At 67.9% G+C, this 21,036-nt stretch carries 19 protein-coding genes; 7 read left to right on the top strand and 12 right to left on the bottom strand.

Annotation, left to right across the window (positions count from 1 at the left end):
* Positions 1-108 precede the first annotated feature (108 nt).
* The 5 genes from IFT82_RS00715 (at position 109) to IFT82_RS00695 (ending at position 9,051) form a co-directional block, all read left to right on the top strand.
* The gene (locus tag IFT82_RS00715) at positions 109-2,967 is read left to right on the top strand and encodes a Calx-beta domain-containing protein (RefSeq protein WP_192123402.1); all 2,859 of its coding nucleotides are present in this window, start codon (positions 109-111) and stop codon (positions 2,965-2,967) included.
* A 64-nt stretch (positions 2,968-3,031) separates the two neighbouring features.
* Positions 3,032-4,762, top strand: a complete 1,731-nt coding sequence (locus tag IFT82_RS00710) for a type I secretion system permease/ATPase (protein ID WP_244646313.1) — start codon at positions 3,032-3,034, stop codon at positions 4,760-4,762.
* Positions 4,759-6,114 carry an HlyD family type I secretion periplasmic adaptor subunit gene (locus tag IFT82_RS00705; protein WP_192123399.1) on the top strand — a complete coding sequence of 452 codons (1,356 nt, stop codon included), beginning with the start codon at positions 4,759-4,761 and terminating at the stop codon, positions 6,112-6,114. The genes IFT82_RS00710 and IFT82_RS00705 overlap by 4 nt, the downstream gene beginning before the upstream one ends.
* Positions 6,115-6,200: 86 nt before the next feature.
* Entirely contained in the window at positions 6,201-6,992 is a 792-nt protein-coding gene (locus IFT82_RS00700; RefSeq protein ID WP_192123397.1) for a methyltransferase domain-containing protein, read from the top strand.
* A gap of 22 nt (positions 6,993-7,014) precedes the next feature.
* Positions 7,015-9,051 carry a M3 family metallopeptidase gene (locus IFT82_RS00695; RefSeq protein WP_192123396.1) on the top strand — a complete coding sequence of 679 codons (2,037 nt, stop codon included), beginning with the start codon at positions 7,015-7,017 and terminating at the stop codon, positions 9,049-9,051.
* A 6-nt stretch (positions 9,052-9,057) separates the two neighbouring features.
* Here the strand turns inward: IFT82_RS00695 and IFT82_RS00690 are convergent, their stop codons facing one another.
* The 5 genes from IFT82_RS00690 to IFT82_RS00670 form a co-directional block, all read right to left on the bottom strand.
* Positions 9,058-9,963: a galactosyltransferase-related protein gene (locus IFT82_RS00690; RefSeq protein WP_192123394.1), complete on the bottom strand. Its 906-nt coding sequence runs from the start codon at positions 9,961-9,963 to the stop codon at positions 9,058-9,060.
* Positions 9,960-11,084: a glycosyltransferase gene (locus tag IFT82_RS00685; RefSeq protein ID WP_192123392.1), complete on the bottom strand. Its 1,125-nt coding sequence runs from the start codon at positions 11,082-11,084 to the stop codon at positions 9,960-9,962. The genes IFT82_RS00690 and IFT82_RS00685 overlap by 4 nt, the downstream gene beginning before the upstream one ends.
* Positions 11,081-13,099 (bottom strand): HAD family hydrolase, encoded by a 2,019-nt coding sequence (locus IFT82_RS00680; RefSeq protein ID WP_199860267.1) that lies wholly within the window; start codon positions 13,097-13,099, stop codon positions 11,081-11,083. Before IFT82_RS00680 ends, IFT82_RS00685 begins: the two co-directional genes overlap by 4 nt.
* Before the next feature lie 122 nt (positions 13,100-13,221).
* Positions 13,222-13,893: a spermine/spermidine synthase domain-containing protein gene (locus tag IFT82_RS00675; protein ID WP_192123390.1), complete on the bottom strand. Its 672-nt coding sequence runs from the start codon at positions 13,891-13,893 to the stop codon at positions 13,222-13,224.
* On the bottom strand, positions 13,890-14,243 hold the full coding sequence (locus IFT82_RS00670; RefSeq protein ID WP_192124232.1) for a DUF6481 family protein: 354 nt from the start codon (positions 14,241-14,243) through the stop codon (positions 13,890-13,892). The genes IFT82_RS00675 and IFT82_RS00670 overlap by 4 nt, the downstream gene beginning before the upstream one ends.
* 211 nt (positions 14,244-14,454) lie before the next feature.
* Between IFT82_RS00670 and IFT82_RS00665 the strand changes: the two genes are divergently transcribed.
* Positions 14,455-15,567, top strand: coding sequence for an extracellular catalytic domain type 1 short-chain-length polyhydroxyalkanoate depolymerase (locus IFT82_RS00665; RefSeq protein WP_192123388.1), 1,113 nt, complete (start codon positions 14,455-14,457; stop codon positions 15,565-15,567).
* A 78-nt stretch (positions 15,568-15,645) separates the two neighbouring features.
* Here the strand turns inward: IFT82_RS00665 and IFT82_RS00660 are convergent, their stop codons facing one another.
* The 7 genes from IFT82_RS00660 to IFT82_RS00630 all read right to left on the bottom strand — a co-directional run bounded on the left by IFT82_RS00660 (position 15,646) and on the right by IFT82_RS00630 (position 19,861).
* Entirely contained in the window at positions 15,646-16,431 is a 786-nt protein-coding gene (locus IFT82_RS00660; RefSeq protein WP_192123386.1) for an SDR family NAD(P)-dependent oxidoreductase, read from the bottom strand.
* 10 nt (positions 16,432-16,441) lie between these two features.
* Complete coding sequence (locus tag IFT82_RS00655; protein ID WP_192123384.1) at positions 16,442-17,620, bottom strand: zinc-dependent alcohol dehydrogenase; 1,179 nt, start codon at positions 17,618-17,620, stop codon at positions 16,442-16,444.
* Positions 17,620-18,201, bottom strand: coding sequence for an SRPBCC family protein (locus IFT82_RS00650; protein WP_192123382.1), 582 nt, complete (start codon positions 18,199-18,201; stop codon positions 17,620-17,622). The genes IFT82_RS00655 and IFT82_RS00650 overlap by 1 nt, the downstream gene beginning before the upstream one ends.
* A 183-nt stretch (positions 18,202-18,384) precedes the next feature.
* Entirely contained in the window at positions 18,385-18,597 is a 213-nt protein-coding gene (locus tag IFT82_RS00645; RefSeq protein WP_192123379.1) for a DUF2842 domain-containing protein, read from the bottom strand.
* Positions 18,594-19,160 carry a 5-formyltetrahydrofolate cyclo-ligase gene (locus IFT82_RS00640; RefSeq protein WP_192123377.1) on the bottom strand — a complete coding sequence of 189 codons (567 nt, stop codon included), beginning with the start codon at positions 19,158-19,160 and terminating at the stop codon, positions 18,594-18,596. Before IFT82_RS00640 ends, IFT82_RS00645 begins: the two co-directional genes overlap by 4 nt.
* Positions 19,161-19,352: 192 nt before the next feature.
* Positions 19,353-19,658: a cell division protein ZapA gene (locus IFT82_RS00635; RefSeq protein ID WP_192123375.1), complete on the bottom strand. Its 306-nt coding sequence runs from the start codon at positions 19,656-19,658 to the stop codon at positions 19,353-19,355.
* On the bottom strand, positions 19,658-19,861 hold the full coding sequence (locus IFT82_RS00630) for a hypothetical protein (RefSeq protein WP_192123373.1): 204 nt from the start codon (positions 19,859-19,861) through the stop codon (positions 19,658-19,660). Before IFT82_RS00630 ends, IFT82_RS00635 begins: the two co-directional genes overlap by 1 nt.
* Positions 19,862-20,025: 164 nt before the next feature.
* Between IFT82_RS00630 and gap the strand changes: the two genes are divergently transcribed.
* The gene (gene gap / locus IFT82_RS00625) at positions 20,026-21,036 is read left to right on the top strand and encodes a type I glyceraldehyde-3-phosphate dehydrogenase (RefSeq protein ID WP_192123371.1); all 1,011 of its coding nucleotides are present in this window, start codon (positions 20,026-20,028) and stop codon (positions 21,034-21,036) included.

The following is a 21,036-nucleotide window of genomic DNA, read 5'->3' as shown; positions in this document are numbered from 1 at the left end:
TGGCTAGAAATCCGAAGTCGAGGCACGATCGGTTAACCATGGGGTCGCGGAACGACGCGAAACCGGGCGAATCGAACGATATGCATGTTCCGGACAGGGGGTAGTGGCGTGAGCGCGGATTATTGGAACCTGGGGTCTGCCGACTTCAGTCAGGACTGGAGCGACAAGACGCTCATCACCACGACTGGCGACTGGAGTCGGGTACCCGGCATCGTCGGTTTCCTGGGTGATTATTCCACGGCTTCGCCGACCAACGTCGATCCCAGGACGTTGACGGGGATCACGTCGACCAGCGTCAACGTGTTCGCCAACCAGACCAATCCGACCACGTTCAGCAGCGGCGGCGTCGCCGAGTTCGACATCGCGAACCCGACCATCGCCATTCAGGGTTCCGGCACCGCCGACGCGCCGTATCTGGCGCTGTACCTGAACGCCAGCGGCCGTCAGAACGTGACGCTGAGCTTCAACGCGCGCGATCTCGACGCCAGCGTGGACAACGCCATCCAGCAACTCGCCGTCCAGTACCGGCTCGGCGAAGCCGGCATCTGGACCAACGTCTATTACAATGCCGACGTGACCGAGGGCGGCACCGCGACGAAGGTGACGGAGGTTAGCGTCACCCTGCCGGCCGACGCCAACGACGCGGGCCAGTTGCAGGTCCGGATCATGACGACCAATGCCGGCGGTAACGACGAATGGGTCGGCATCGACGACATCGTCGTGACCAGCACGGGCAGCGGCGGCGGCCTGACCGGCACGCTCGGCATCGCCGACGCCAATGTGGTCGAGGGCAATGACGGTGTTCAGGACCTGACCTTCACCGTATCGCGCACCGGCGGCAGCGATGGCGCGGTCGAGGCGACCTATACGGTCGGCCTGCCCGGCGGCGCCAATGGCGCCGATGCCGGCGACTTCGCCGCCAATGCGGCCTTTACCGGCAAGGTCAGCTTCGCCGCCGGCCAGACCAGCGCGACGATCACGCTGCCGGTGCTGGGCGACCGGCTGCCCGAGAACAACGAGGCGTTCACCATCACGCTGTCCTCGCCCACCGGCGGCGCACAGTTGGGCCGGGCGGTCGCGACCGGGACGATCCTGAACGACGACGTGGTCACCCTGCTCGTCGGACAGATCCAAGGCGAGGGGCATCGCTCCGCCTATGTCGGGCAGGAAGTCGTCACCAACGGCATCGTCACCGCGGTCGACAGCAACGGTTTCTATCTGCAGGATTCGGGCGACGGCAATGGCCGTACTTCGGACGGCATCTTCGTGTTCACCAGCACCCCGCCGGAGGTGTTCGCCGGCGATCTCGTATCGGTGGCGGGACGCGTGTCCGAATTCGTCGGTGGCGTGGGCGGGTTGTCCGTCACGCAGATCGTGACGCCGACGGTCGACATCGCCAGCTATGGCAACATCCTGTCGGCCTCGACGCTGATCGGCGTCGGCGGGCTGCTGCCGCCGACCCAGACGATCGACGACGATCGCCTGACCAGCTACGATCCCGCCACCGACGGCATCGACTTCTGGGAATCGCTGGAGGGGATGCGCGTCACGATCGACAACCCGCTGGTCGTGTCCAACACCAACAATTTCGGCGAGACGGACGTGGTCGCCTCGCTCGGCAGCGGCGCCACCGGCGTCAACGACCGTGGCGGCATCACCGTGTCGACCGGCGATTTCAATCCCGAGAAGATTCAGATCGACGACGACAGCGCGATCTTCGCGGGGTACGCGCCGGGCTACAATGTCGGCGACCAGTTGAGCAGCGTGTCGGGCATCGTCAACTATGCCTTCAACCAGTTCGAGGTGGTGGTGACCGATACCGTCACCCTGACCAAGGACGTGACGCTGACGCGCGAGACGACGGCGCTGGCCGGCGATGCCGACCACCTGTCGATCGCCACCTACAATGTCGAGAATCTCGACGCGTCCGACAACAAGTTCGATATCCTCGCCGCCAACATCGTCTACAATCTCCGCGCGCCCGATGTCATCGCGTTGCAGGAGATTCAGGACGCCAACGGCGCGGCGAGCGGTGGCAGCCTGTCCGGCGCGCCGACCGCCAACGGGCTGATCGCCGCGATCGCCGCGCTGGGTTACGGCAACTACAAATATGTCGAGGTCGCTCCTGCGACCGCCAATTCCACCGGTGGCGAACCCAACGGCAATATCCGCAACGGTTATCTCTACAATGACGACCGCGTCGATTATGTCGCGGGCAGCGCGACGCTGATCACCGGCGGCGCCTACAGCAACAGCCGCAATCCGCTGGCCGCGCAGTTCGCCTTCAACGGCGAAACGGTGACCGCGATCAACGTCCACTTCACCTCGCGCGGTGGCAGCGACCCGCTCTGGGGTGCAACGCAGCCGCCGACGGATGCGGGCGACGCCGCCCGTACCGCGCAGGCGGCGGGCGTGAAGGCCTGGGTGCAGGACAAGCTGGCGGGCGATCCCGACCTGAACCTCGCGATCCTGGGCGACTGGAACGGCTTCTATTTCGAGAATGCGCAGACCCAGTTGACCGACCCGGCCCGCGGCGGCGTGTTCACCAACCTGAACACCCTGCTCGCCCCCGAAGAGCGCTACAGCTATCTGTTCGAGGGCAACGCGCAGCAGCTCGACAACATCCTCGTGACCGGTGGATTGCTGGCCGACGCACGCTACGACGCGGTGCACATCAACTCGCAGTTCACCGGCGATCGCCCGACCGACCATGATCCGCAGGTGGCATTGCTGAAACTGGGCAACGGCGCGGCCGCCGTCAGCGAGGACGTGTTCACCTTTGCCGATAGCGGTCGCGTGCCGGTATCGGCCGACGCCGGGTCGGTCGCCGATGCGGCCTTCTGGTCCGGCGATGCGACCAGCGCGCCGGCCCCCGACATCGTGGTGCACGCCGCCTATGACGATGCGATGGGCGGCTTCGGCGACTGGGTGTTCCGCGACCACCACATGGAACTCCACGCTTATTGATGCCGTATCGCCGACCGGTCGGATCGCGTATCCAGCCGGTCGGTAACGGGTCTGAACGGAAACGATGGCGGAAATGGCGCATCACGGGGCGATGCGGGCGGCGTTCGCCCGTTGTCGCCGACATTTCATGGCGGCGGCGGGGTTCAGTGCGCTCGTCAACCTGCTCTACATCGTGCCGACGCTCTACATGCTTCAGGTCTATGACCGGGTGGTGCCGACGCAGGGGCGGCAGACGCTGTTCTTCCTGACGCTGGTGCTGCTGTTCGGGCTGGCGACGCTGGCGCTGCTGGACAGGGTGCGCGCCCGGCTGCTGGTACGCGCCGGGGTGGTGCTGGACGGCGTCGTCGCGCCGGCGTTGCTGAATGCGACGCTGGGGCGGCCCGACTCGGCGGCGGCGCGCGCGGCGCTGCGTGATTTCGATACGATGCGCGGCACGCTGACCGGGCCGGGGATGCTGGCGCTGTTCGACGCGCCGTGGACCCCGGTCTATGTCGCGGTTTGCTTCCTCGTCCACCCCTGGATCGGCGCGATGGCGCTGGCCGGTGCGGTGATCCTGCCGGTGATCGCATGGCGCAACGAACTCGCGACCGGGGATCGGCTGGCGCGCGCGCAGGCTGCGGCGGGTGTCGCCTATGCCGCGCAGGACAGCCTGCTGACATCGGCGGAGAGCATCCGCGCGCTGGGTATGCGGCAGGCGCTGGTCACGCGCCAGTTGCGCCACCGCCGCTCGATGCTGGCGCTCCAGACCGAAGCGGGGTTCAGGGCGGGTGCCTATTTCACCGCGACGAAATTCGTCCGGCTGGCGCTGCAATCGCTGGCGCTGGGGCTGGGCGCGCTGCTGGCGGTGAACGACCAGATTTCAGGCGGCGCGATCTTCGCCTCGTCGTTCCTGATCGCGCGTGCGCTGGCCCCGATCGAACAACTGGTCGGGACGTGGAAGGCGGTGGTGCAGGCGCGCGGCAGTTATCATATGCTCGACGCCCTGCTGGCCGGCCCCGCCACCGCGATGGTCACGCAACTGCCCGCCCCGCGCGGGGCGTTGCGGCTGGACGGGGTGACCGTGCTGAACGACAGCCGCGACGGCGCGATCCTGAACGCGGTGTCGTTCGATATCCGGCCGGGCGAGGTGGTGGCGATCGTCGGCCCGTCCGGCGCCGGCAAGTCGACGCTGCTCCGCGCCATCGCCGGTGCGCTGCCGATTGATCGTGGCACGGTGCGGATCGACGAGGCGGATATCGGTGACTGGGACCCGGAACGGCTGGCCCGCCATATCGGCTATCTGCCGCAGGATTCGGCGCTGTTCGAAGGATCGGTGAAGGAGAATATCTGCCGTTTCGCGACCGAACTGGGCCAGACGGACGATATCGATGCGGCGGCGGTGGCGGCGGCGAAGAAGGTGGGGGCGGACGCGCTGATCCTGCGGTTGCCGAACGGGTTCGACCATCGGCTGCGGCTGGGCGGGCGGGGTGTGTCGGCGGGGCAGGGCCAGCGGATCGCGCTGGCGCGGGCGGTGTACGGCGATCCCGCGCTGTTCATCCTCGACGAGCCCAACGCGCATCTCGATGCGGAGGGGGATGCCGCCCTCAATGCCGCGCTGGTCGCGTTGAAGGGGGAGGGACGAACCGTGCTGGTCGTGTCGCACAAGCTGAGTATCCTGCCCGTCGTCGACAAGCTGCTGGTGCTGCGCGACGGCCGGGTCGAACTGTTCGGCCCGCGTGACGAGGTGCTGCCGAAGCTGATGCCCGCCAATGTCCGCCGGATGCCGCAGGCGGTACCGGGGGCCGGCGCGGCATGACCGCCGCCCTGCTCCCCGCCGCCGACGGGCCGGACGACACCGCCGCCACCGGCGATCCGTCGCGCGACATCCGCCACGGGCTGATCGTCGCGGGGCTGTTCTTCGTCCTGTTCCTTGGCTGGGCGGCGACGGTGCGGCTAGACGCCGCCGCCTATGCGCCGGGCACGCTGGTCGTGTCGGGGCAGCGCCAGTCGGTGCAGCACCGCGATGGTGGCGTCGTCGGCGCGATCCATGTCCATGAGGGGCAACGGGTGCGGCAGGGCGATCTGCTGATCCGTCTCGCCGCCGCCGACGTGCTGGCGCAGGAACGCGCACTCGCCGCCCAGTCGATCCGGCTGCTGGCGCAGCGGGCACGGTTGCAGGCGGAACAGCTCGGGCAGTCGCGCCTGGTCGTGCCGCCCGAATTCGCCGCGCTGCCGCCCGAGGATCGCGAGGAGGCACGGCTGGCGCTCCGCCTTCAACAGAGCGAACTGGCCGCGCGCACCGCCACCCTGTCGGCGCAGCGCGGGGCGCTGGGCCAGCGGGGCGCGCAATCCGGCGAGCAGGGGCGGGGGTACGGCACCCAGGTCGTCTCCGCCGACGAGCAGTTGCGGCTGATCGAACAGCAACTGGAGGCGCTGCGGCCGCTGGCCGAACGCGGGTTCGTATCGCAGACCCGGCTGCGCGAACTGGAACGGGTGCGCGCGCAACTGATCGGCCAGCGCGGCCAATATGCCGCCAGCGTCGCCCAGACGCGTGAGGCAGCGCGCGAAAGCGAGATCGAGGTACTGGAGGCGGAGCGCACCTTCCGCGAACGCACCGCCGCCGATCTGCGCGACGTCGACGGGCGGCTGGGGGACGTGATGCCGCGGCTGGCGGCGGCACGCGACCAACTGGCCCGCACCGATATCCGCGCACCCGCGACCGGGGCGGTGATCGGCCTGACGGTGTTCACGCCGGGCGGCGTCGTCGCGCCGGGGCAGAAGCTGATGGATATCGTGCCCGAACGCACGCCGCTGCGCATCCAGGCGCGGATCGCGCTGGACGATGCGGACGACCTGTCGGTCGGGCAGCACACCCGCGTTCGTTTCCCGTCGCTCCACGAACGCGACCTGCCAGATCTCGCCGGGCGATTGACCCGGTTGTCCGCCGATGCGCTGACCGACGAGAAGACGGGGGCCAGTTACTTCACCGGCGAAGTCACCGTGCCGCGTGCCGAACTGGACAAGCTGGGCACGATCCGGGGCGGCGGGTTCGAACTGCGCGCGGGCATGCCGGTACAGATACTGGTCCCGCTGCGCCCGCGTACCGCGCTCGATTACGCGGTGGAGCCGCTGGTCGGCGCGTTCTGGTCATCGTTCCGTGAGCATTGAGTGTCGATGCCGGGCCGGAATGCGAATGACGTTGCGCGGCCCCGGCAATCGCGGCAGCATCGCCGTATCCCCTTGAAAGGCCGATCATGAACCGCCCCGCCTGCCTGATCCTGCTCGCCGTCCCGATGCTCGTCGCGGCGACGCCGCCCCGCGTGCCCGCCCCGATTGCCGCCGCCGTCGCTGCATCGACGCGGACCCCCGCCAACACCGCCCGCGACCGGTATCGCCACCCGGCTGAAACGCTTGCCTTTTTCGGGGTGAAGCCGACCGATACCGTGGTCGAAATCTGGCCGAGCGGAGGCTGGTATACCGAGATTCTCGCGCCGCTGACCGCACGGGGCGGTGCCTATTACGCCGCCGGACCATGGCAGAAGGGACTGGCCGGCGTGCGCGCGATGCAGGCGAAGGATGCCGCCACCTATGGCCCGGTGAAACTCGCCGCCTTTCCGCCGGAGACGGGGGCGCCCGCCGTACCGGACGGCAGCGCCGATGTCGTCCTCACGTTCCGCAACGTCCATAATTGGCGCTTCGGCGGTGCTGACCGCGCCCGCGCGATGTTCGCCGCGATGTACCGGATGCTGAAGCCCGGCGGCACGCTGGGCGTGGTCGAACATCGCCTGCCCGAGGCGCGCGACGCCGCTGCCGAGGAGAAGAGCGGTTACATGAAGACCAGCAGCGTCATCGGCTTCGCCACGGCCGCCGGCTTCCGGCTGGCCGGCCGGTCGGAGGTCAATGCCAATCCCCGGGATACCGCCGACTGGCCCGAAGGCGTGTGGACCCTGCCGCCGGCCTATCGTTTGAAGGATGTCGACCGGGCGAAATATGCCGCGATCGGCGAAAGCGATCGCATGACGCTGAAGTTTGTGAAACCGCGCTGAAGGATATGCTAGGGGCTGCGGGATGACCGATCCACTTTTCGACCCGCAGACCCTGCCGCGCTTCTCCGACATTACGCCCGACCTGATCGCACCCGCGCTCGATCGCGCGATTGCCGATCACGAGGCGGCGGTCGCCGCGATCGTCGCTGCGCGCCCCACCGGCTTTGCCGAGGCGTGGTTGCCGCTGGAACGCGCCGATGCCGCGCTCGGTGCGATCTGGTCGGCGGTGTCGCACCTGCACGGCGTCGCGGATACGCCCGAACTGCGGGCCGCCCATGCGGCGGGGCAGGCCCGGCTGGTCGAGAATGCGATGAAGGTCGGTCAGAACCGCGACCTGTACGACGTTCTGGTCGGCATCTCGACCGCGCCCGAATTCGCCATGCTGCCGGTCGCGGATCGGGTGGCGGTGGAACATGCGATCCGTGATTTCACCCTGTCGGGCGTCGCGCTGGACGATGGCCCGCGTGAACGATTCGCGGCGATCGCGATCGAACTGTCCGCGCTGTCCAACGCCTTCGGCAGCGCGGTGCTGGACGCCACCGACGCGTGGAGCGAACTGGTAACGGACTCGGCGATGCTGGCGGGCATCCCCGATCCCGCCCGCGCGATGTTCCGCGCCGCGGCGGAGGCGAAGGGGCAGGACGGCTGGCTTGTCACGCTGCAACAGCCCAGCATCAATGCCGTGATGACTTTTGGCGAGGATCGCGACCTGCGTTACCGGGTCTATCACGCCTCGGGCACCCGCGCCTCGGATCAGGGGCCTCATGCCGGCCGGTTCGACAATTCGCCGCGGATCGCGCGTATTCTGGAACTGCGGCGGGAGGCGGCGGCGCTGCTCGGCTTCCCCGATCCGGTCGCATGGTCGCTCGCCACCAAGATGGCGCCCAATGCCGGCGAGGTGCTGGTGTTCCTGCGCGATCTCGGCGCGCGCGCCTGGCCTGCCGCGGACTGCGACATGGAGGAATTGCGCGATTTCGCGGCGACGTTGGGGATTGCCGATCTGCAACCGTGGGACGTGTCGTTCGTCTCCAACCGGTTGCGGCTGTCGCGCTATGCGGTCGACGAACAGGAGGTGCGCGCGCATTTCCCCGTGGAACGCGTGCTGGAGGGGTGGCAGGCGTTGCTCGTTCGGCTGTTCGGTATCCGGCTCATGCTGCGCGACGACGTGCCGGTCTATCATCCCGACGCGCGCTATTTCGATATCGTGGACGATCGCGGCGAAGTGTTTGCCGGCATCTATATCGATCTCCACGCCCGCCCCGGCAAGCGCGGCGGCGCATGGATGGCACAGGCCCGACCGCGCCTGCGCGATGGCAACGTGGTGACGCTGCCGGTCGCGTATCTGGTCTGCAATTTCGCTCCGCATGGCGAGAATTCACCGTCGCTGCTCAGTCACGACGACGTCGTCACGCTGCTGCACGAGACGGGGCATTGCCTGCATCACCTGTTCACCCAGGTCGACCGGCCGAGCATCGCCGGCACCAGCGGCTTCGAATGGGATGCGATCGAACTGCCCAGCCAGCTGATGGAGGATTTCGCCTGGGATCAGGGCGTGCTGACCGCGATGTCGGGGCATCACGTCACCGGCGCGACGCTGCCGACCGGCCTGTTCGACCAGATGCTGGCGGCGCGCCGGTTCCAGTCGGGTATGTTCATCGTCCGGCAGGTCGAGTTCGCGCTGTTCGACCTGCTGCTGCATCTCGGGACGCTGGGCAGCGACCCGATGGAGGTGATCGAGGCGGTGCGCGACGAGGTGGCGGTCAACCGTCCCCCCGCGTGGCACCGCTTCCCCCATGCCTTCAGCCATATCTTCGCGGGTGGCTATGCATCGGGCTACTACAGCTATCTGTGGGCCGAAGTGCTGGCGGCGGACGCATTCCAGAAGTTCGTCGAGGCCGGGCTGGTCGACCGGGCGACCGGCGACGCGTTGCGCGTCGATGTGCTAGCACGCGGTGCGACGCGGCCGGCGGCGGAAAGCTTCCGGGCGTTTCGCGGTCGCGATCCCGATCCGGCGGCGATGCTGGTCCGCCATGGACTGGCGACCACCACCACCCGGTAGCGACGGTCAGGCGGCGGCCCGCGCCTTCAGCAGATCAATGACCGTCGTGGTATCGGCATAGGGCTGGTGGCGCTGCTGGCCGGTCAGGGCATGATCGGCCGCATCGGGGCGGCGGAGGATGGTGATGGGCGCACCGGCCCGGTCGTCGATCAGGCCCATCAGCCGGAACGCGTAGAGCCAGTGCCCCATCGTCCGGTATCCCCATTTCGCTTCGAACAATTCCGCGTTGCGCACCACGCTGTCGAGATGGTGGACCGGGGGCATGTGGTGGGGATGATATTGATGATAGGCGAGACCGCCTTTCATCCAGGCTAGGGGAATGCCGCGATCGCCCAGCGTCTTGGCGAAATCGGTATCCTCGCCGCCATAGCCGACATAGCGTTCGTCGAACCCGCCGGCGGCAAGGAAGGTGGTACGGCGAACCGCGAAGTTGAGCGACCAGAAACAGCGATAGTCATCGCAAATCTCGCAGCCGGTTTCGGGTGGCCCGCGACGATCGGGGTGACGCACCGCGACGGCGGCGAACCGCTCGATCGTCCATCCCGGTGCGGTCGCCCCGTCCGGCAGGTACGACACTTCGCCCATCAGCACCCCCTCGAGCCCGGCGAGACCCGCGACGTAATCGCCGATCAGCGTCGGCGCCGGGATGCAGTCCATGTCGAGGAAGATCAGCGCATCGCCGATCGCCGCCTGCACCGCCGCATTGCGCGCGGCCGCCAGGGGCAGGGCATCGCCCGCGATCGTCAGTTGCCGGATCGGGAAGGGGGCGGGCGGCAGCGTGTAGGGATCAGCCTGCATCACCGCGACGATGAGCTCGATCGGACGATGCGCCTGACGGATCAGCCCCAGCACCATGTTGTGCAGATGCTCGGGCCGCCCGCCGGCCAGCGTCAGCACCGATACGCCGGTCACGCGCCGACCGGCACGGGGGCGGTAACGCGCCACAGCTGGTCGGCCAGCGATTCCAGCCAGTCCGCGGCCTTCGTCGCGGGGCGATCCTCGATCAACGCGCACTGCGCCGCAGCGTCATGCCCGGCGAGTGTCTCCGCCAATGCCTGCTGCCACGCCTCCGCCGAGGAGGGAAGATGCGGCCGGGTGGTGGCCACCCCGGCCGCGCCCAGCGCCTGCGCCTTGCGGTGCTGCTCGTCGAAATAGCGCCATTCCGGGATCGCCAGCCATGGCCGCGCTGCCGCCAGGATCTGCTGGCAGGTGGTGTTGCCGGTCGACGCGATCACGAGATCGGCGGCGGCGATATGGTCGGCGGCGTTATCGACCCAGCCGCGATGCTCGATGTTCGCGGGCTCCGTGGCGTGCCAGTCGCGTTCGACCGGGCCGATCGTGATCCAGCGCGCACCGGGTCGGCTGCGCGCGCCGACGCCCAGCGGCGCCTGCCCGAAGCCGCTGCCGCCGCCACCCGCCGTCACGAGGATCATCTCCTCTCCGGCTCCGACGCCGATCCGCTGGCGCGCCAGTTCGCGTTCGACGACGCGGGTGTCGACCCCCAGACCGCCGGCGAAACAGGTCTTCGCGCGCATGGCCGCGTCCCATTCCGGTTGCGCGAGCGCGAGGTGGAAGGGGGCGAGCAGGCCCGCAGCCCCGTCATAGGCGGCTTGGTGACCGGGATCGCCGCGGTCGCCGTGCTGGAGAATCTTGACGTGCGGAACGCTGCAGATGCGGGACAATTGCGCGATCTCGGCGGAGACGTCGCAGATCATCAGGGCGGGGTTCGTCGTATCGAACCAGCCGGCGATCGTCGCCATTGCCCGGCGGATGCCGGGCCAGCCGAGTGGCGCGCAATGCAGCGTCGCGGGGGTGGGGATGTGATCCATCGCCGTCGCCTCGTCCCCGCGCGGTTCGAACAGCGAAGGGATGACGGTGATCGATGCCTGGGGCGGCAGCGTCGGGAAGATGTCGTCACGCGCGCAGAAGATGACGAGCGGCCGGTCCGCCGGCAGGGCATGGGCGATCGCCGCACAGCGTTCGGCATGGCCGCGGCCCTGATGATGGACGAAATAACCGAACGCCTGCTTCATGCCGCCATCATCTCCCGCACCGGCGGTACGATCCCGATCGCCGCCAGCCCCTCCATCACGCCTGCCGCATGGCGACCGCGCACCCGGTTCAACCCGGCACGCGGCGTAAGCCCGTCGAGTTCCGCGCCGGCATTGCCGACGACGATCGCATGGCCGCACGCCTCCAGCATGTCGATGTCGTTGCCGCTGTCGCCCGCCGCGATGCAATCCGCCAGCGACAGGCCGCGCCGCGCGGCATAGGCGGCGATCGCCGCCGCCTTGCCCGCATGGGGAGCAAGCACGTCGATCAGTTCGCCGTGGGAGAACACCACCCGCGTCGCCAGCCCCGCCGCCGTCAACGCCGCGCGGATCGTCGCCGCATCGGTCGCGTCGCCGAAGAAGCTCAGTTTATGCGGCCCCTCCGTCTCATGCGGCTGCGCGGTCAGGGCGAGCGGGGCAAGCGCAGCCACCACCGCTGGCCGGTCCCAGTCCCGGTCGAGCGCCACGGCATAATTGTCCCATTCATGCCAGCCGCCGCCCGGCGTCGGCAGCATGATCCGCGTGCCGACATCGACGATGAAGGCATCGGGTTCGGGCAGTCGCCATTGTGCCAGCACCTTGCGTGCCGCCGCGAAGGACCGACCGGTCGCGACGACATAGCCCAGTTCGCGTGTCCGGTTCCATGCCGCGAACGCCGCCGCGCCGGCGGTGCAGCCGGTCAGCGTGTTGTCGATATCGCTCGCCAACAAGATCGGCATCCGCCGCAATCCTGCATAGACCGCCACCGATCCCGCGGCGTAGTTCGCCCAGCTGTAATGGCCGGCATGCGCACGCGCCGCCCCGGCCAGACGCCGGTGCAGCGCCGCATCCGATATGATCGCCAGACAGGCGGCGCCGATCGCCGCCTCGTCGCGCGGATCGACGAGCAGACCATGGCCGACCGTCGCGACGATCTCGCTCGGTCCGCCATGACGGGTCGCGACCACCGGCACACCGGCGGCCGCGGCCTCGATCAGCGTCAGGCCGAACGGTTCATGCAGCGCGGGGTTGACGAAGACGCCGCCCGCCGCCGCCCGGCGATAGAGCGCCTCTACATCCGCCTCGTCGTGACGCGCCGGCAACGCGACGCGCCCTTGGAGGGCCGGGTCGGCGCACAGGCGACGCAACTCGGCGATCACCTCACGCTCTTCGATCGAGCAGCGTCCGTCATCCTGCTGACCGGCTAGGATGACGAGGTTCGCCCGTTCTGCGAGCGTGGGGGTCGCAGCATAGGCGCGGACCAGTGCGGCAAGGTTCTTCTTGCGGACCGGCCGAGCGATCGCCAGCACGATCGGCTTGCCGGGATCGGCCAGCATGGCATCCACCGTGTCGATCACGCCGGTACCGCGACCGGCGGGGCGCGATGGCGCGCCGGGCGACAGGCAGTGAAGGCGCGATGCGGCATCGGCGACGCCATAGGCGGCGATCTGACGATCGGCCTCGTCGCGGGTCGATACGATGATGGCATCGGCAGCAGCGATCGCGGCGCGCTCTTCCGCGATGCGCACGTTCAGGCCGTCACCGCCGACCTGTTGCGCGCGCTTGTCGATCCCGAGCGCGTGGGGCGTATAGACGAAGGGAATGCCCCAGCGCTCGCGCACCGCCATGGCGATCTCGGCAGCGTCGGCGAAATGCGCGTGGATAGCATCGGGGCGCCGGGGCAATGCCGCCAGATGCGCGTGCAGCGCCGCGAGGAAGGCGGGCCGGTCGGCGAGCAGCGCCTCCTTCTCCAGATAGGCGGTGTTCGCGGTTCCGATCCGGTCGATCGTGATCCGGTCGCCCATCCGCTCTGTGGCCCGATCATGATCCGCGCCCAACGCGGGGTCGTCGAACCGCCGGGTGACGATCGAGATACGCTCGATCTCCGGCATCTCGGCCTGCGCGAGCGCAGCTTCCATGATATAGGCGATGTGACCGCCGGTGTCCGCCGTCAGGCCATATCTGACCGGCGGCGCCTTCAGGCAACCGCCCAGCGCCAGATGCATCACGAACACCATGATCCCCCGTTATCGTATCCCCGGTGAAACGATAACGGTGACCGAAAAGACCCAAGCCGATGATCGAAAACGACTAATCTAGATTTATCGGTTGGTGGATTTCAGGTCGGGAAATGCGGCGATCAGCGACGCGTGGCGAACCAGATGACGTGAGTCGGCCCCTTGCCGTTGTCACGGGCACGCACCCGAATTTCGTCGACGGCGAACCCCGCCTGGCCCAGACGGCGGGTGAAGGCGGCGTCGGCCCCCGCCGACCAGACCGCCAGCACCCCACCGGGGCGTAGCGCCATGCGGGCCGCGGCCAGACCGCGCGCGGTGTACAGCCCGTCATTGGCCTCCCGCGTCAGCCCGTCCGGACCGTTGTCGACATCGAGGAGGATGGCATCATATCGGCCGCTACCGCCCGCGATCGCGCCGCCGACATCACCGATCACGATCTCGACCCGGGGATCGTCGAGGCAATCGCCGGTCAGCGCCGCCATCGGTCCGCGTGCCCAGTCGAGGATGCCCGGTACCAGTTCTGCGACGACGATCCGCGCATCGGCACCCAGACTCGCCAGCACCGCCCGAAGCGTGAAGCCCATGCCGTATCCCCCGATCAGCAGCCGGGGAGCCGGATGGCCGGTCAGTCGCGCGCACGTCATCGTGCCAAGCGCGATCTCGGACCCACTCATGCGGCTGCTCATCAGTTCGTTGCGATCGAGCACGATCATGAAATCGTCGCCGCGCCGGAACAGGCGGAGCGGCGGACCGCCCGGCACCTCTGCGGTGCCGAGCAGTTCGCGGGGTGTCACCGCTTGCGGGCCTTGCGCGCTGCGTAACGCGCATCGCGCGCGGCTTTCATCTCGGCTTCAGTCGGGGGCTTCGGGCGCGATGCCTTTTTGGCGGCGGCGGCTTCCAGTTCGGCCTGTTCGGCCGCTTCCTTGGCGGCGCGGGCGGCTTCCTTGGCTTCCGCCTCGGCAGCCAGCTTGGCGGCGCGGCGCTCGGCGGCGGCCGCCTCGCGCGCTTCGCGTGCGGCCTGGCGCGCGGCCACGACCTCGGGATCGGGAGCCGGCTTGGCGCGCAGCTGCTCCAGCGCCCGCTGCCGCGCTTCGCGTGCCGCGGCATTACGCTCGGTGAAATCGGGGGTCTTGTAGGCTGCCATACTCTTTTCCGCTGCAAGTGATGCGATCGCGAGGATCGCCTGAAACACGCCCTCATAGCCGAAACGGCGGAAAAGTCTCGCCTTGCGCGATATCGATCGTCAAAAGCCGTTCGGTCGGCGGCTTGCCATCCGCCTGCTATCGCCCATATTGTGCAGTGCAGCATCGCCGCCGCGGTGCCTGTCAGCGGACGGTCCGCTTCGGAGTGTTTGCATGCGGCGTCTGTCCGATACGATCAATCGCCTGTCCACGATGCGCGACGCGATGAGCCGTTTCCAGCCCGACGACGGCGCCGGCCGGCTGAGCGCCCTTGATGGATTCGGCTCCAATCCCGGTGGCCTGCGCGGCTGGGTCCATGTGCCGGATCGGCTGGCGGCAAAGCCGGCGCTGGTCGTCGTGCTGCACGGCTGTACGCAGACCGCCGCCGGCTATGATCGCGGTTCCGGCTGGTCGCAACTGGCCGACGAACACGGGTTCGTCCTGCTGTATCCGGAACAGCAGCGGGCCAACAACCCGAACAGCTGTTTCAACTGGTTCACGCCCGAGGACACGGTGCGCGACGGCGGCGAGGCGCTGTCGATCCGGCAGATGATCGCCACCGTCGTCACCCGGCATGGCATCGATCCCGCCCGCGTGTTCGTCACCGGCCTGTCCGCCGGTGGGGCGATGACCTCCGTGATGCTGGCTACCTATCCCGAGGTGTTCGCGAGCGGTGCGATCATCGCCGGCCTGCCTTATGGCAGCGCCAGCGGTGTGGTGCAGGCGCTCGACCGGATGCGGGGGCACGGCGCGGTCGATGCCGAAATGCTGGGCGATCTGGTCCGCCGTGCCTCGCCGCATCGCGGGCCTTGGCCGACGGTGTCGATCTGGCATGGCGGGGCTGATGCGACCGTCCATTCGTCCAATCGCGAGGCGATCCTCGCTCAATGGCGTGCGGTTCACGGCGTCGCGGCGGCCCCTGCGCAGGTGGATACTGTCGACGGCATTCCCCGCCGCCGCTGGCAGGCCGCCGATGGCCGGGTGGTGATCGAGGAGTTCAGCATCGCCGGCATGGGTCACGGTACGCCGCTGGCGACCGGTACGGCGGATGATTACGGCGCGGTGGGGGCGTTCATGCTCGACGCCGGCATCTCGTCCACCTGCCATATCGCCGCGTTCTGGGGGCTTGCCGACGACGTGGCGACCGTGGAGGCCATGCCCGCGTCGACCCACACGATCGAGGCCGATCGATCCTCACCGCAGCCGGCACCAAAACCGGCATCCATGCCCTTGTCGGTCGGGCAGGTCATCGACGATGCGTTGCGCGCCGCCGGCCTGATGCGATAGCCGGTCCCGGCGACGCCTCCCTCATCACGGGCGAAGTCGTCCTCCGCCCGTGACGAGGAAACGTTCAGCCCGGCTGGCTCACTGGTCGGCCGTACCCGGCTCGGCCATCTTGCGATGCTGTTCGGCCAGCACCGATCCGGGCGTGACGTTGGCGAGAACGCCTTGCAGCTTGGTCTTCCAGCCCGAGAAGATCGACGGCTTGCCGGCCATCACCGCATCCCAGCCGTCCTTCGCGACATCCACCGGATCGCTCTTGTTGGGATCGGTGCCAACCGACGTGTCGTTCATCCCGCCACGATCGAAGAACTCCGTATCGACCGGTCCCGGCATCAGCGTGGTCAGCGTCACGCCATCCGCGTCCTTGATCTCGTTGCGCAGCGCTTCGGTGAAGCTGTCGATGAACGCCTTGGTGCCGTTGTACACCGCCTGGAACGCGCCCGGGATGTAGCCGGCGACCGATCCGGTCACCAGCACCTTGCCGTCGTTGCGTGCCACCATCGCCGGCAGCACCTGCTGCAACAGGTAGATGGTGCCCGTGATGTTGGTGTCAACGACGAAGCGCCAGTCCTTCACCGACTGGTCGAGAAAGCCATGGCCCAGCCCGTGGCCCGCATTGGCGCACAGCAGGTCGATCCGCCGTCCGGCCGCGGCGGCGATCAGCGTATCGACCCCCTCGATGGTCGACAGGTCCGCCTCGACCGCCTGCACACCGGTGCCGAACTGCTTCAGATCGGCACCGGCATCGTTGATCAGCGCCTCGTTGGCGACGATCAGGATGTCGTACCCGTTCTTCGCCGCCAGCGTGGCGAGTTCGAAGCCGATGCCGGTCGAGGCGCCGGTGATGATCGCGAATTTGTCAGCCATGTCGATGTCCTCAGTTGAAGCCGGGCTTGAGCACGACCTTGGTCACGTTGTTCTGGTCTTCATGGAACATCTTGTACCCCTTCGGGGCATCCTCCAGATCCATGCGGTGCGAGATCAGGAAGGTGGTGTCGATCTTCCCCTCCATGATCGCGTTGAGCAGCGCTGGCATGTAATGCTGGACGTGGGTCTGCCCGGTCTTGAGCGTCAGCCCCTTTTCCATGAACGCGCCCAGCGGGAATTTGTCGACGAAGCCGCCATAGACGGCAGGCATCGACACGCGGCCACCCTTGCGGCACGCGACGATCGCCTGCCGGATCGAATGCGCGCGATCGGTGCCGAGGAAGGTCGACGCCTTGATCTGGTCGACGACGTTGTCGACGAACAGGCCGTGCGCCTCCAGCCCGACGCTGTCGATCACCGCATCCGGGCCGATCCCGCCGGTCATCTCCATCAGCGCTTCGTAGACCGCGCTCTGTTCGAAGTTGATCGTCTCCGCTCCGAACCGCTTCGCCAGTTCCAGCCGCCGGGGGAAATGGTCGATTGCGATCACTCGCGCCGCGCCCATCAGGAACGCCGACTGCACCGCGAACAGCCCGACCGGCCCGCAACCCCATACCGCGACGGTGTCGCCCGGTTCGATCTGGGCATATTCGGCCGCCTGCCATCCGGTCGGCAGGATATCCGACAGGAACAGCACCTTCTCGTCATCCACGCCGTCGGGGATCACGATCGGGCCGACGTCGCTGAACGGCACGCGGACATATTCCGCCTGGCCGCCGGCATAACCGCCGGTCAGATGGCTGTAGCCGAACAGGCCGGACATCGGCTGGCCGTATAGCTCCATGCCGATATCCTGATTGTCGGCGGGGTTGCCGTTGTCGCAGGCCGAATATTGATGCTTGCCGCAGTGATAGCAGCTGCCGCACGCGATCGTGAAGGGCACCACGACCTTCTGACCCTTTCTGAGGGTGGATTTCGGTCCGGTTTCGACCACCTCGCCCATGAATTCATGGCCCAGGATATCGCCCGACTGCATCGTCGGAATATAACCATCGTACAGGTGCAGGTCCGATCCGCAAATCGCCGTCGCCGTGACCTTGATGATCGCGTCGCGCGGGTTGACGATTTCGGGATCGTCGACAGTATCGACGCGGACGTCGTGTTTACCGTGCCAGGCAAGGGCGCGCATCAGGCCAGTTCCTCTTCACGTTGCCGGGTGTTCATCGCCGCGGTGGCGATCTCGCCCGTTTCCATCAATTGCTTGAACCGGCGCAGGTCGCGCCGCGCCTGGATCGCGGGTTCGCGCTGGAACATCTTGGCGATGATCTTGCCGATCACGCCGCCGGGCGGGTCATAGAGAATCGTCGCGGTGACGACCGTGCCGCGCGCCCCGGCATCGCGAAACTCGATCCGGCCGCTATTGGCGACATCGGCACCCGGTTCGGATGCCCAGGCAATGAACTGGTCCTGTGCCTCGTCGGTGACGAGCGCATCCCATTCCACGGTCCGGCCGCCGGGGGCCTTCACCACCCAGTGCGACCGCTTGCCATCCAGCACGTCGATCCGGTCGACATTCTCCATGAAGGTGGCAAGGTTGGCGAAGTCGCGGAAATAGGCGAACAGTTCGGCGGCGGGACGGTTGATCGTCACCGAACGGCCGATCACCGTTTCGCCCTTGCCGTCGCCGATCCCGGCTGCGGCGATGGCATCGCCCTTTTTCCAGCTGGCGGGTGGGGCGTCGTCGCCATGAGCGACGTTGGTATCCGTCATCTCGAAACTCTCCCTTGGCGTCTGCACGAAGCAGGCGATCACCGCCGCCACCGGACGGTTCGGCAGAAGGAGTGATGATCGCCCAACAACGCGCGACGAAGGGATGCTGACGGCCCGAAGCGATTGCGGCTCGACCGGGAAAAGCAACGGTCCGGCGGCAAAGAACTCAACTATTGCTGTAGGTTAAGACGATTTCCACCGTCCTGTTTCCATCCATAGCAGCAATGGTCGCATCGGCGTGATCCACGCGAGCCCCGCGACGAGATAGAACAGGGCCTGCGCCACCCAGTGCCAGCCGCCCACCAGCCCGGACAGGCTGGCGACCAGCACCGCCCAGATCGTGATGATCGCGAGGATGGCGAACACGCCGGCGGGTTTGCGCCAGCTCGGGGTCATGACGGCATCGGCCCGGCGGAGGATGCGTGGCAAGGCATGGGTGTGATCCATTCCAGTTCGGTGAGGATGGCGTGAAGCGGTACGTCCCACGGATCGGGCACCAGGCCCGGCACTTCCTGCACACTCCAGGCAAGGCCGATGCGCCAGGCGGCGGGATGATCCGCGAATGCCCGGTCGTAATGGCCCGCACCCTGACCCAGCCGGTTGCCGCACCGGTCGAAGCCGACCAGCGGGGTCAGGATGATGTCGGGGACAAGCTCCGTCGCGTCCGCGGCCGGCTGGCGCAGGCCGAACGGGCCATTGCCGAGCGTACCGGCGGCATCGAGGAAGCGGAGCGGTGTCGCGCGATCGACGACATGGGGCAGGGCGATGGTGCAGCCGGCGGCGCGGGCGATGGCCAGCAACGGGGCCGGATCGACCTCGCCCCCGATCGGGACATAGGCCGCGATCACCAGGCCGGGCACCAGCCGCTCCCGCAACGCGTCGGGCATCGTCATCGTGCGCGGCGTGAAAGCGGCGCGCGCGGCACGCAGACGCAGACGGAGGGCATGTTTGTCGGTCATGCGTCGACCATCGGGAGGGGGCGGGTGGCGGGACCGCCGTGGCCGTGTGCCGGGTTATCCACTGACGCACGGTACGTCAGGTGGGGACCATGTACGTCGGACCAGGGTCCGGGCAGGGACAGCCCCCTATGGATGATGAATAGCCTCAGGGATAATAAAGGCTCGTACCGGGCAGAACCCGCCACGCCCTATCTAGGATACCGGCGGCGATTGCTCAAGGGCCTGTGCAAGCCCTTCGAGCGTATCGGCGATCCGCTGCAACGCCGATTCGCTGACGGCGGCGCCTTCGGGCGGGCGCTTCTCCACCTCGTCCAGCGCATCGGCCAGCATCAGCGCCACGAACAGCATCGCCCGGTCGGGCTGGCCACCCGCCGCGCGATCGGCGGTGGCCCAGCGTTCGTCGAGCATCCGGCCGAGCAATTGCGCCCGTGCCTCCTCGCCCGCGCGGCAGGCGACGGGGTAGGGGCGGCCACCGATCTGGAGCGTGACGGTGGGCATCAGCGGGTGCCGCCGCGCGCAATCACGTCGTCCAGTGCGGCGACGGCATCCGCCATGCGCGACCGCAGTACGGCATGGCGGCGGGCCAGCGCCTCCGCACTGTCGGTACGGGCGGCGATCGCGGTCTGGATGCGGGAGATCGCCCGGTCGATGCGTTCGACCGCGGGAGAGGTGCCGTCCGCCTCGGTTGCTGTGTCGGTCATGGCATGGCGATTAGGATGCGTGTCCGCCACCGGCAAGGCGTTTCCCACTTGTTGATACGGGAACGGTCGACGCCAGTGGTTGACAGGGGCCGGCCCGGCCCCGCAAAGGCGGCGGCATCCCGGCCCCGGCCCTTTCCGCGGCCGCCCCTGATGGAGAACCACCCATGACGGTCAAGGTAGCGATCAACGGTTTCGGTCGGATCGGGCGCCTCGTGGCGCGCGCGATCCTGGAACGCGGCGACAGCGGGCTGGAGCTGGTCGCGATCAACGATCTGGCCGACGCCAAGTCGAATGCGTGGCTGTTCAGCCGCGACAGCATTCACGGCAAGTATCCGGGCGAGGTCGCGGCCGAGGGCCAGGACCTCGTCGTCGACGGCAAGCGTATCCGCGTGACCGCCGAGCGCGATCCCGCCAACCTGCCGCACAAGGAACTGGGCGTCGATCTGGTGCTGGAATGCACCGGCTTCTTCACCGACAACGTGTCGTGCCAGAAGCATATCGATGCCGGCGCCAAGAAGGTGCTGATCTCGGCCCCCGGCAAGAATGTCGACCTGACCGTCGTCTACGGCGTCAACCACGACAAGCTGACCGCCGAGCATACGATCGTGTCGAACGCGTCGTGCACCACCAACTGCCTCGCCCCCGTCGCCAAGGTGCTGAACGACGCGATCGGGATCGAGCGCGGGCTGATGACCACGGTTCACGCCTATACCAACGACCAGAAGATCCTCGACCAGATCCACCCGGACCTGCGCCGCGCGCGGGCGGCGGCGATGTCGATGATCCCGACCACCACCGGCGCGGCCCGCGCGGTGGGCGAGGTGCTGCCCGAGCTGAAGGGCAAGCTGGACGGCTCCGCGATCCGCGTGCCCGTGCCCGACGGCAGCCTGATCGACCTGACCTTCACCCCGTCGCGTGACACGACCCGCGACGAGGTGAACGCGATCCTGAAGGCGGCGGCGGAAAGCGGCCCGCTGAAGGGCGTGCTGGTCTATACCGACGAGCCGCTGGTTTCGATCGACATCCAGCACACGCCGCAGTCCTCGACGATCGACAGCCTGGAGACGGCGGTGCTCGACGGCAAGCTGGTCCGCGTCGTCAGCTGGTACGACAATGAATGGGGCTTCTCCAACCGCATGGTCGACACCGCCGGCGTGATGGCGTCCTTCCTTTAA

This window comes from Sphingomonas sp. CFBP 8760, assembly GCF_014841615.1.
In the GTDB taxonomy this organism is placed as follows: Bacteria; Pseudomonadota; Alphaproteobacteria; order Sphingomonadales; family Sphingomonadaceae; genus Sphingomonas.
The sequence above is the reverse complement of the archived record's forward strand: the minus strand, read 5'-3'. Positions and strand labels throughout refer to the sequence as shown.

Bases quoted from the DNA above. Each gene is read 5' to 3' on its own strand.
- IFT82_RS00710 (WP_244646313.1), top strand. From the start codon at position 3,032: ATGGCGGAAATGGCGCATCACGGGGCGATGCGGGCGGCGTTCGCCCGT.
- IFT82_RS00705 (WP_192123399.1), top strand. From the start codon at position 4,759: ATGACCGCCGCCCTGCTCCCCGCCGCCGACGGGCCGGACGACACCGCC.
- IFT82_RS00700 (WP_192123397.1), top strand. From the start codon at position 6,201: ATGAACCGCCCCGCCTGCCTGATCCTGCTCGCCGTCCCGATGCTCGTC.
- IFT82_RS00695 (WP_192123396.1), top strand. From the start codon at position 7,015: ATGACCGATCCACTTTTCGACCCGCAGACCCTGCCGCGCTTCTCCGAC.
- IFT82_RS00685 (WP_192123392.1), bottom strand. From the start codon at position 11,084: ATGAAGCAGGCGTTCGGTTATTTCGTCCATCATCAGGGCCGCGGCCAT.
- IFT82_RS00680 (WP_199860267.1), bottom strand. From the start codon at position 13,099: ATGGTGTTCGTGATGCATCTGGCGCTGGGCGGTTGCCTGAAGGCGCCG.
- IFT82_RS00670 (WP_192124232.1), bottom strand. From the start codon at position 14,243: ATGGCAGCCTACAAGACCCCCGATTTCACCGAGCGTAATGCCGCGGCA.
- IFT82_RS00665 (WP_192123388.1), top strand. From the start codon at position 14,455: ATGCGGCGTCTGTCCGATACGATCAATCGCCTGTCCACGATGCGCGAC.
- IFT82_RS00660 (WP_192123386.1), bottom strand. From the start codon at position 16,431: ATGGCTGACAAATTCGCGATCATCACCGGCGCCTCGACCGGCATCGGC.
- IFT82_RS00655 (WP_192123384.1), bottom strand. From the start codon at position 17,620: ATGCGCGCCCTTGCCTGGCACGGTAAACACGACGTCCGCGTCGATACT.
- IFT82_RS00650 (WP_192123382.1), bottom strand. From the start codon at position 18,201: ATGACGGATACCAACGTCGCTCATGGCGACGACGCCCCACCCGCCAGC.
- IFT82_RS00645 (WP_192123379.1), bottom strand. From the start codon at position 18,597: ATGACCCCGAGCTGGCGCAAACCCGCCGGCGTGTTCGCCATCCTCGCG.
- IFT82_RS00640 (WP_192123377.1), bottom strand. From the start codon at position 19,160: ATGACCGACAAACATGCCCTCCGTCTGCGTCTGCGTGCCGCGCGCGCC.
- IFT82_RS00635 (WP_192123375.1), bottom strand. From the start codon at position 19,658: ATGCCCACCGTCACGCTCCAGATCGGTGGCCGCCCCTACCCCGTCGCC.
- IFT82_RS00630 (WP_192123373.1), bottom strand. From the start codon at position 19,861: ATGACCGACACAGCAACCGAGGCGGACGGCACCTCTCCCGCGGTCGAA.
- gap (WP_192123371.1), top strand. From the start codon at position 20,026: ATGACGGTCAAGGTAGCGATCAACGGTTTCGGTCGGATCGGGCGCCTC.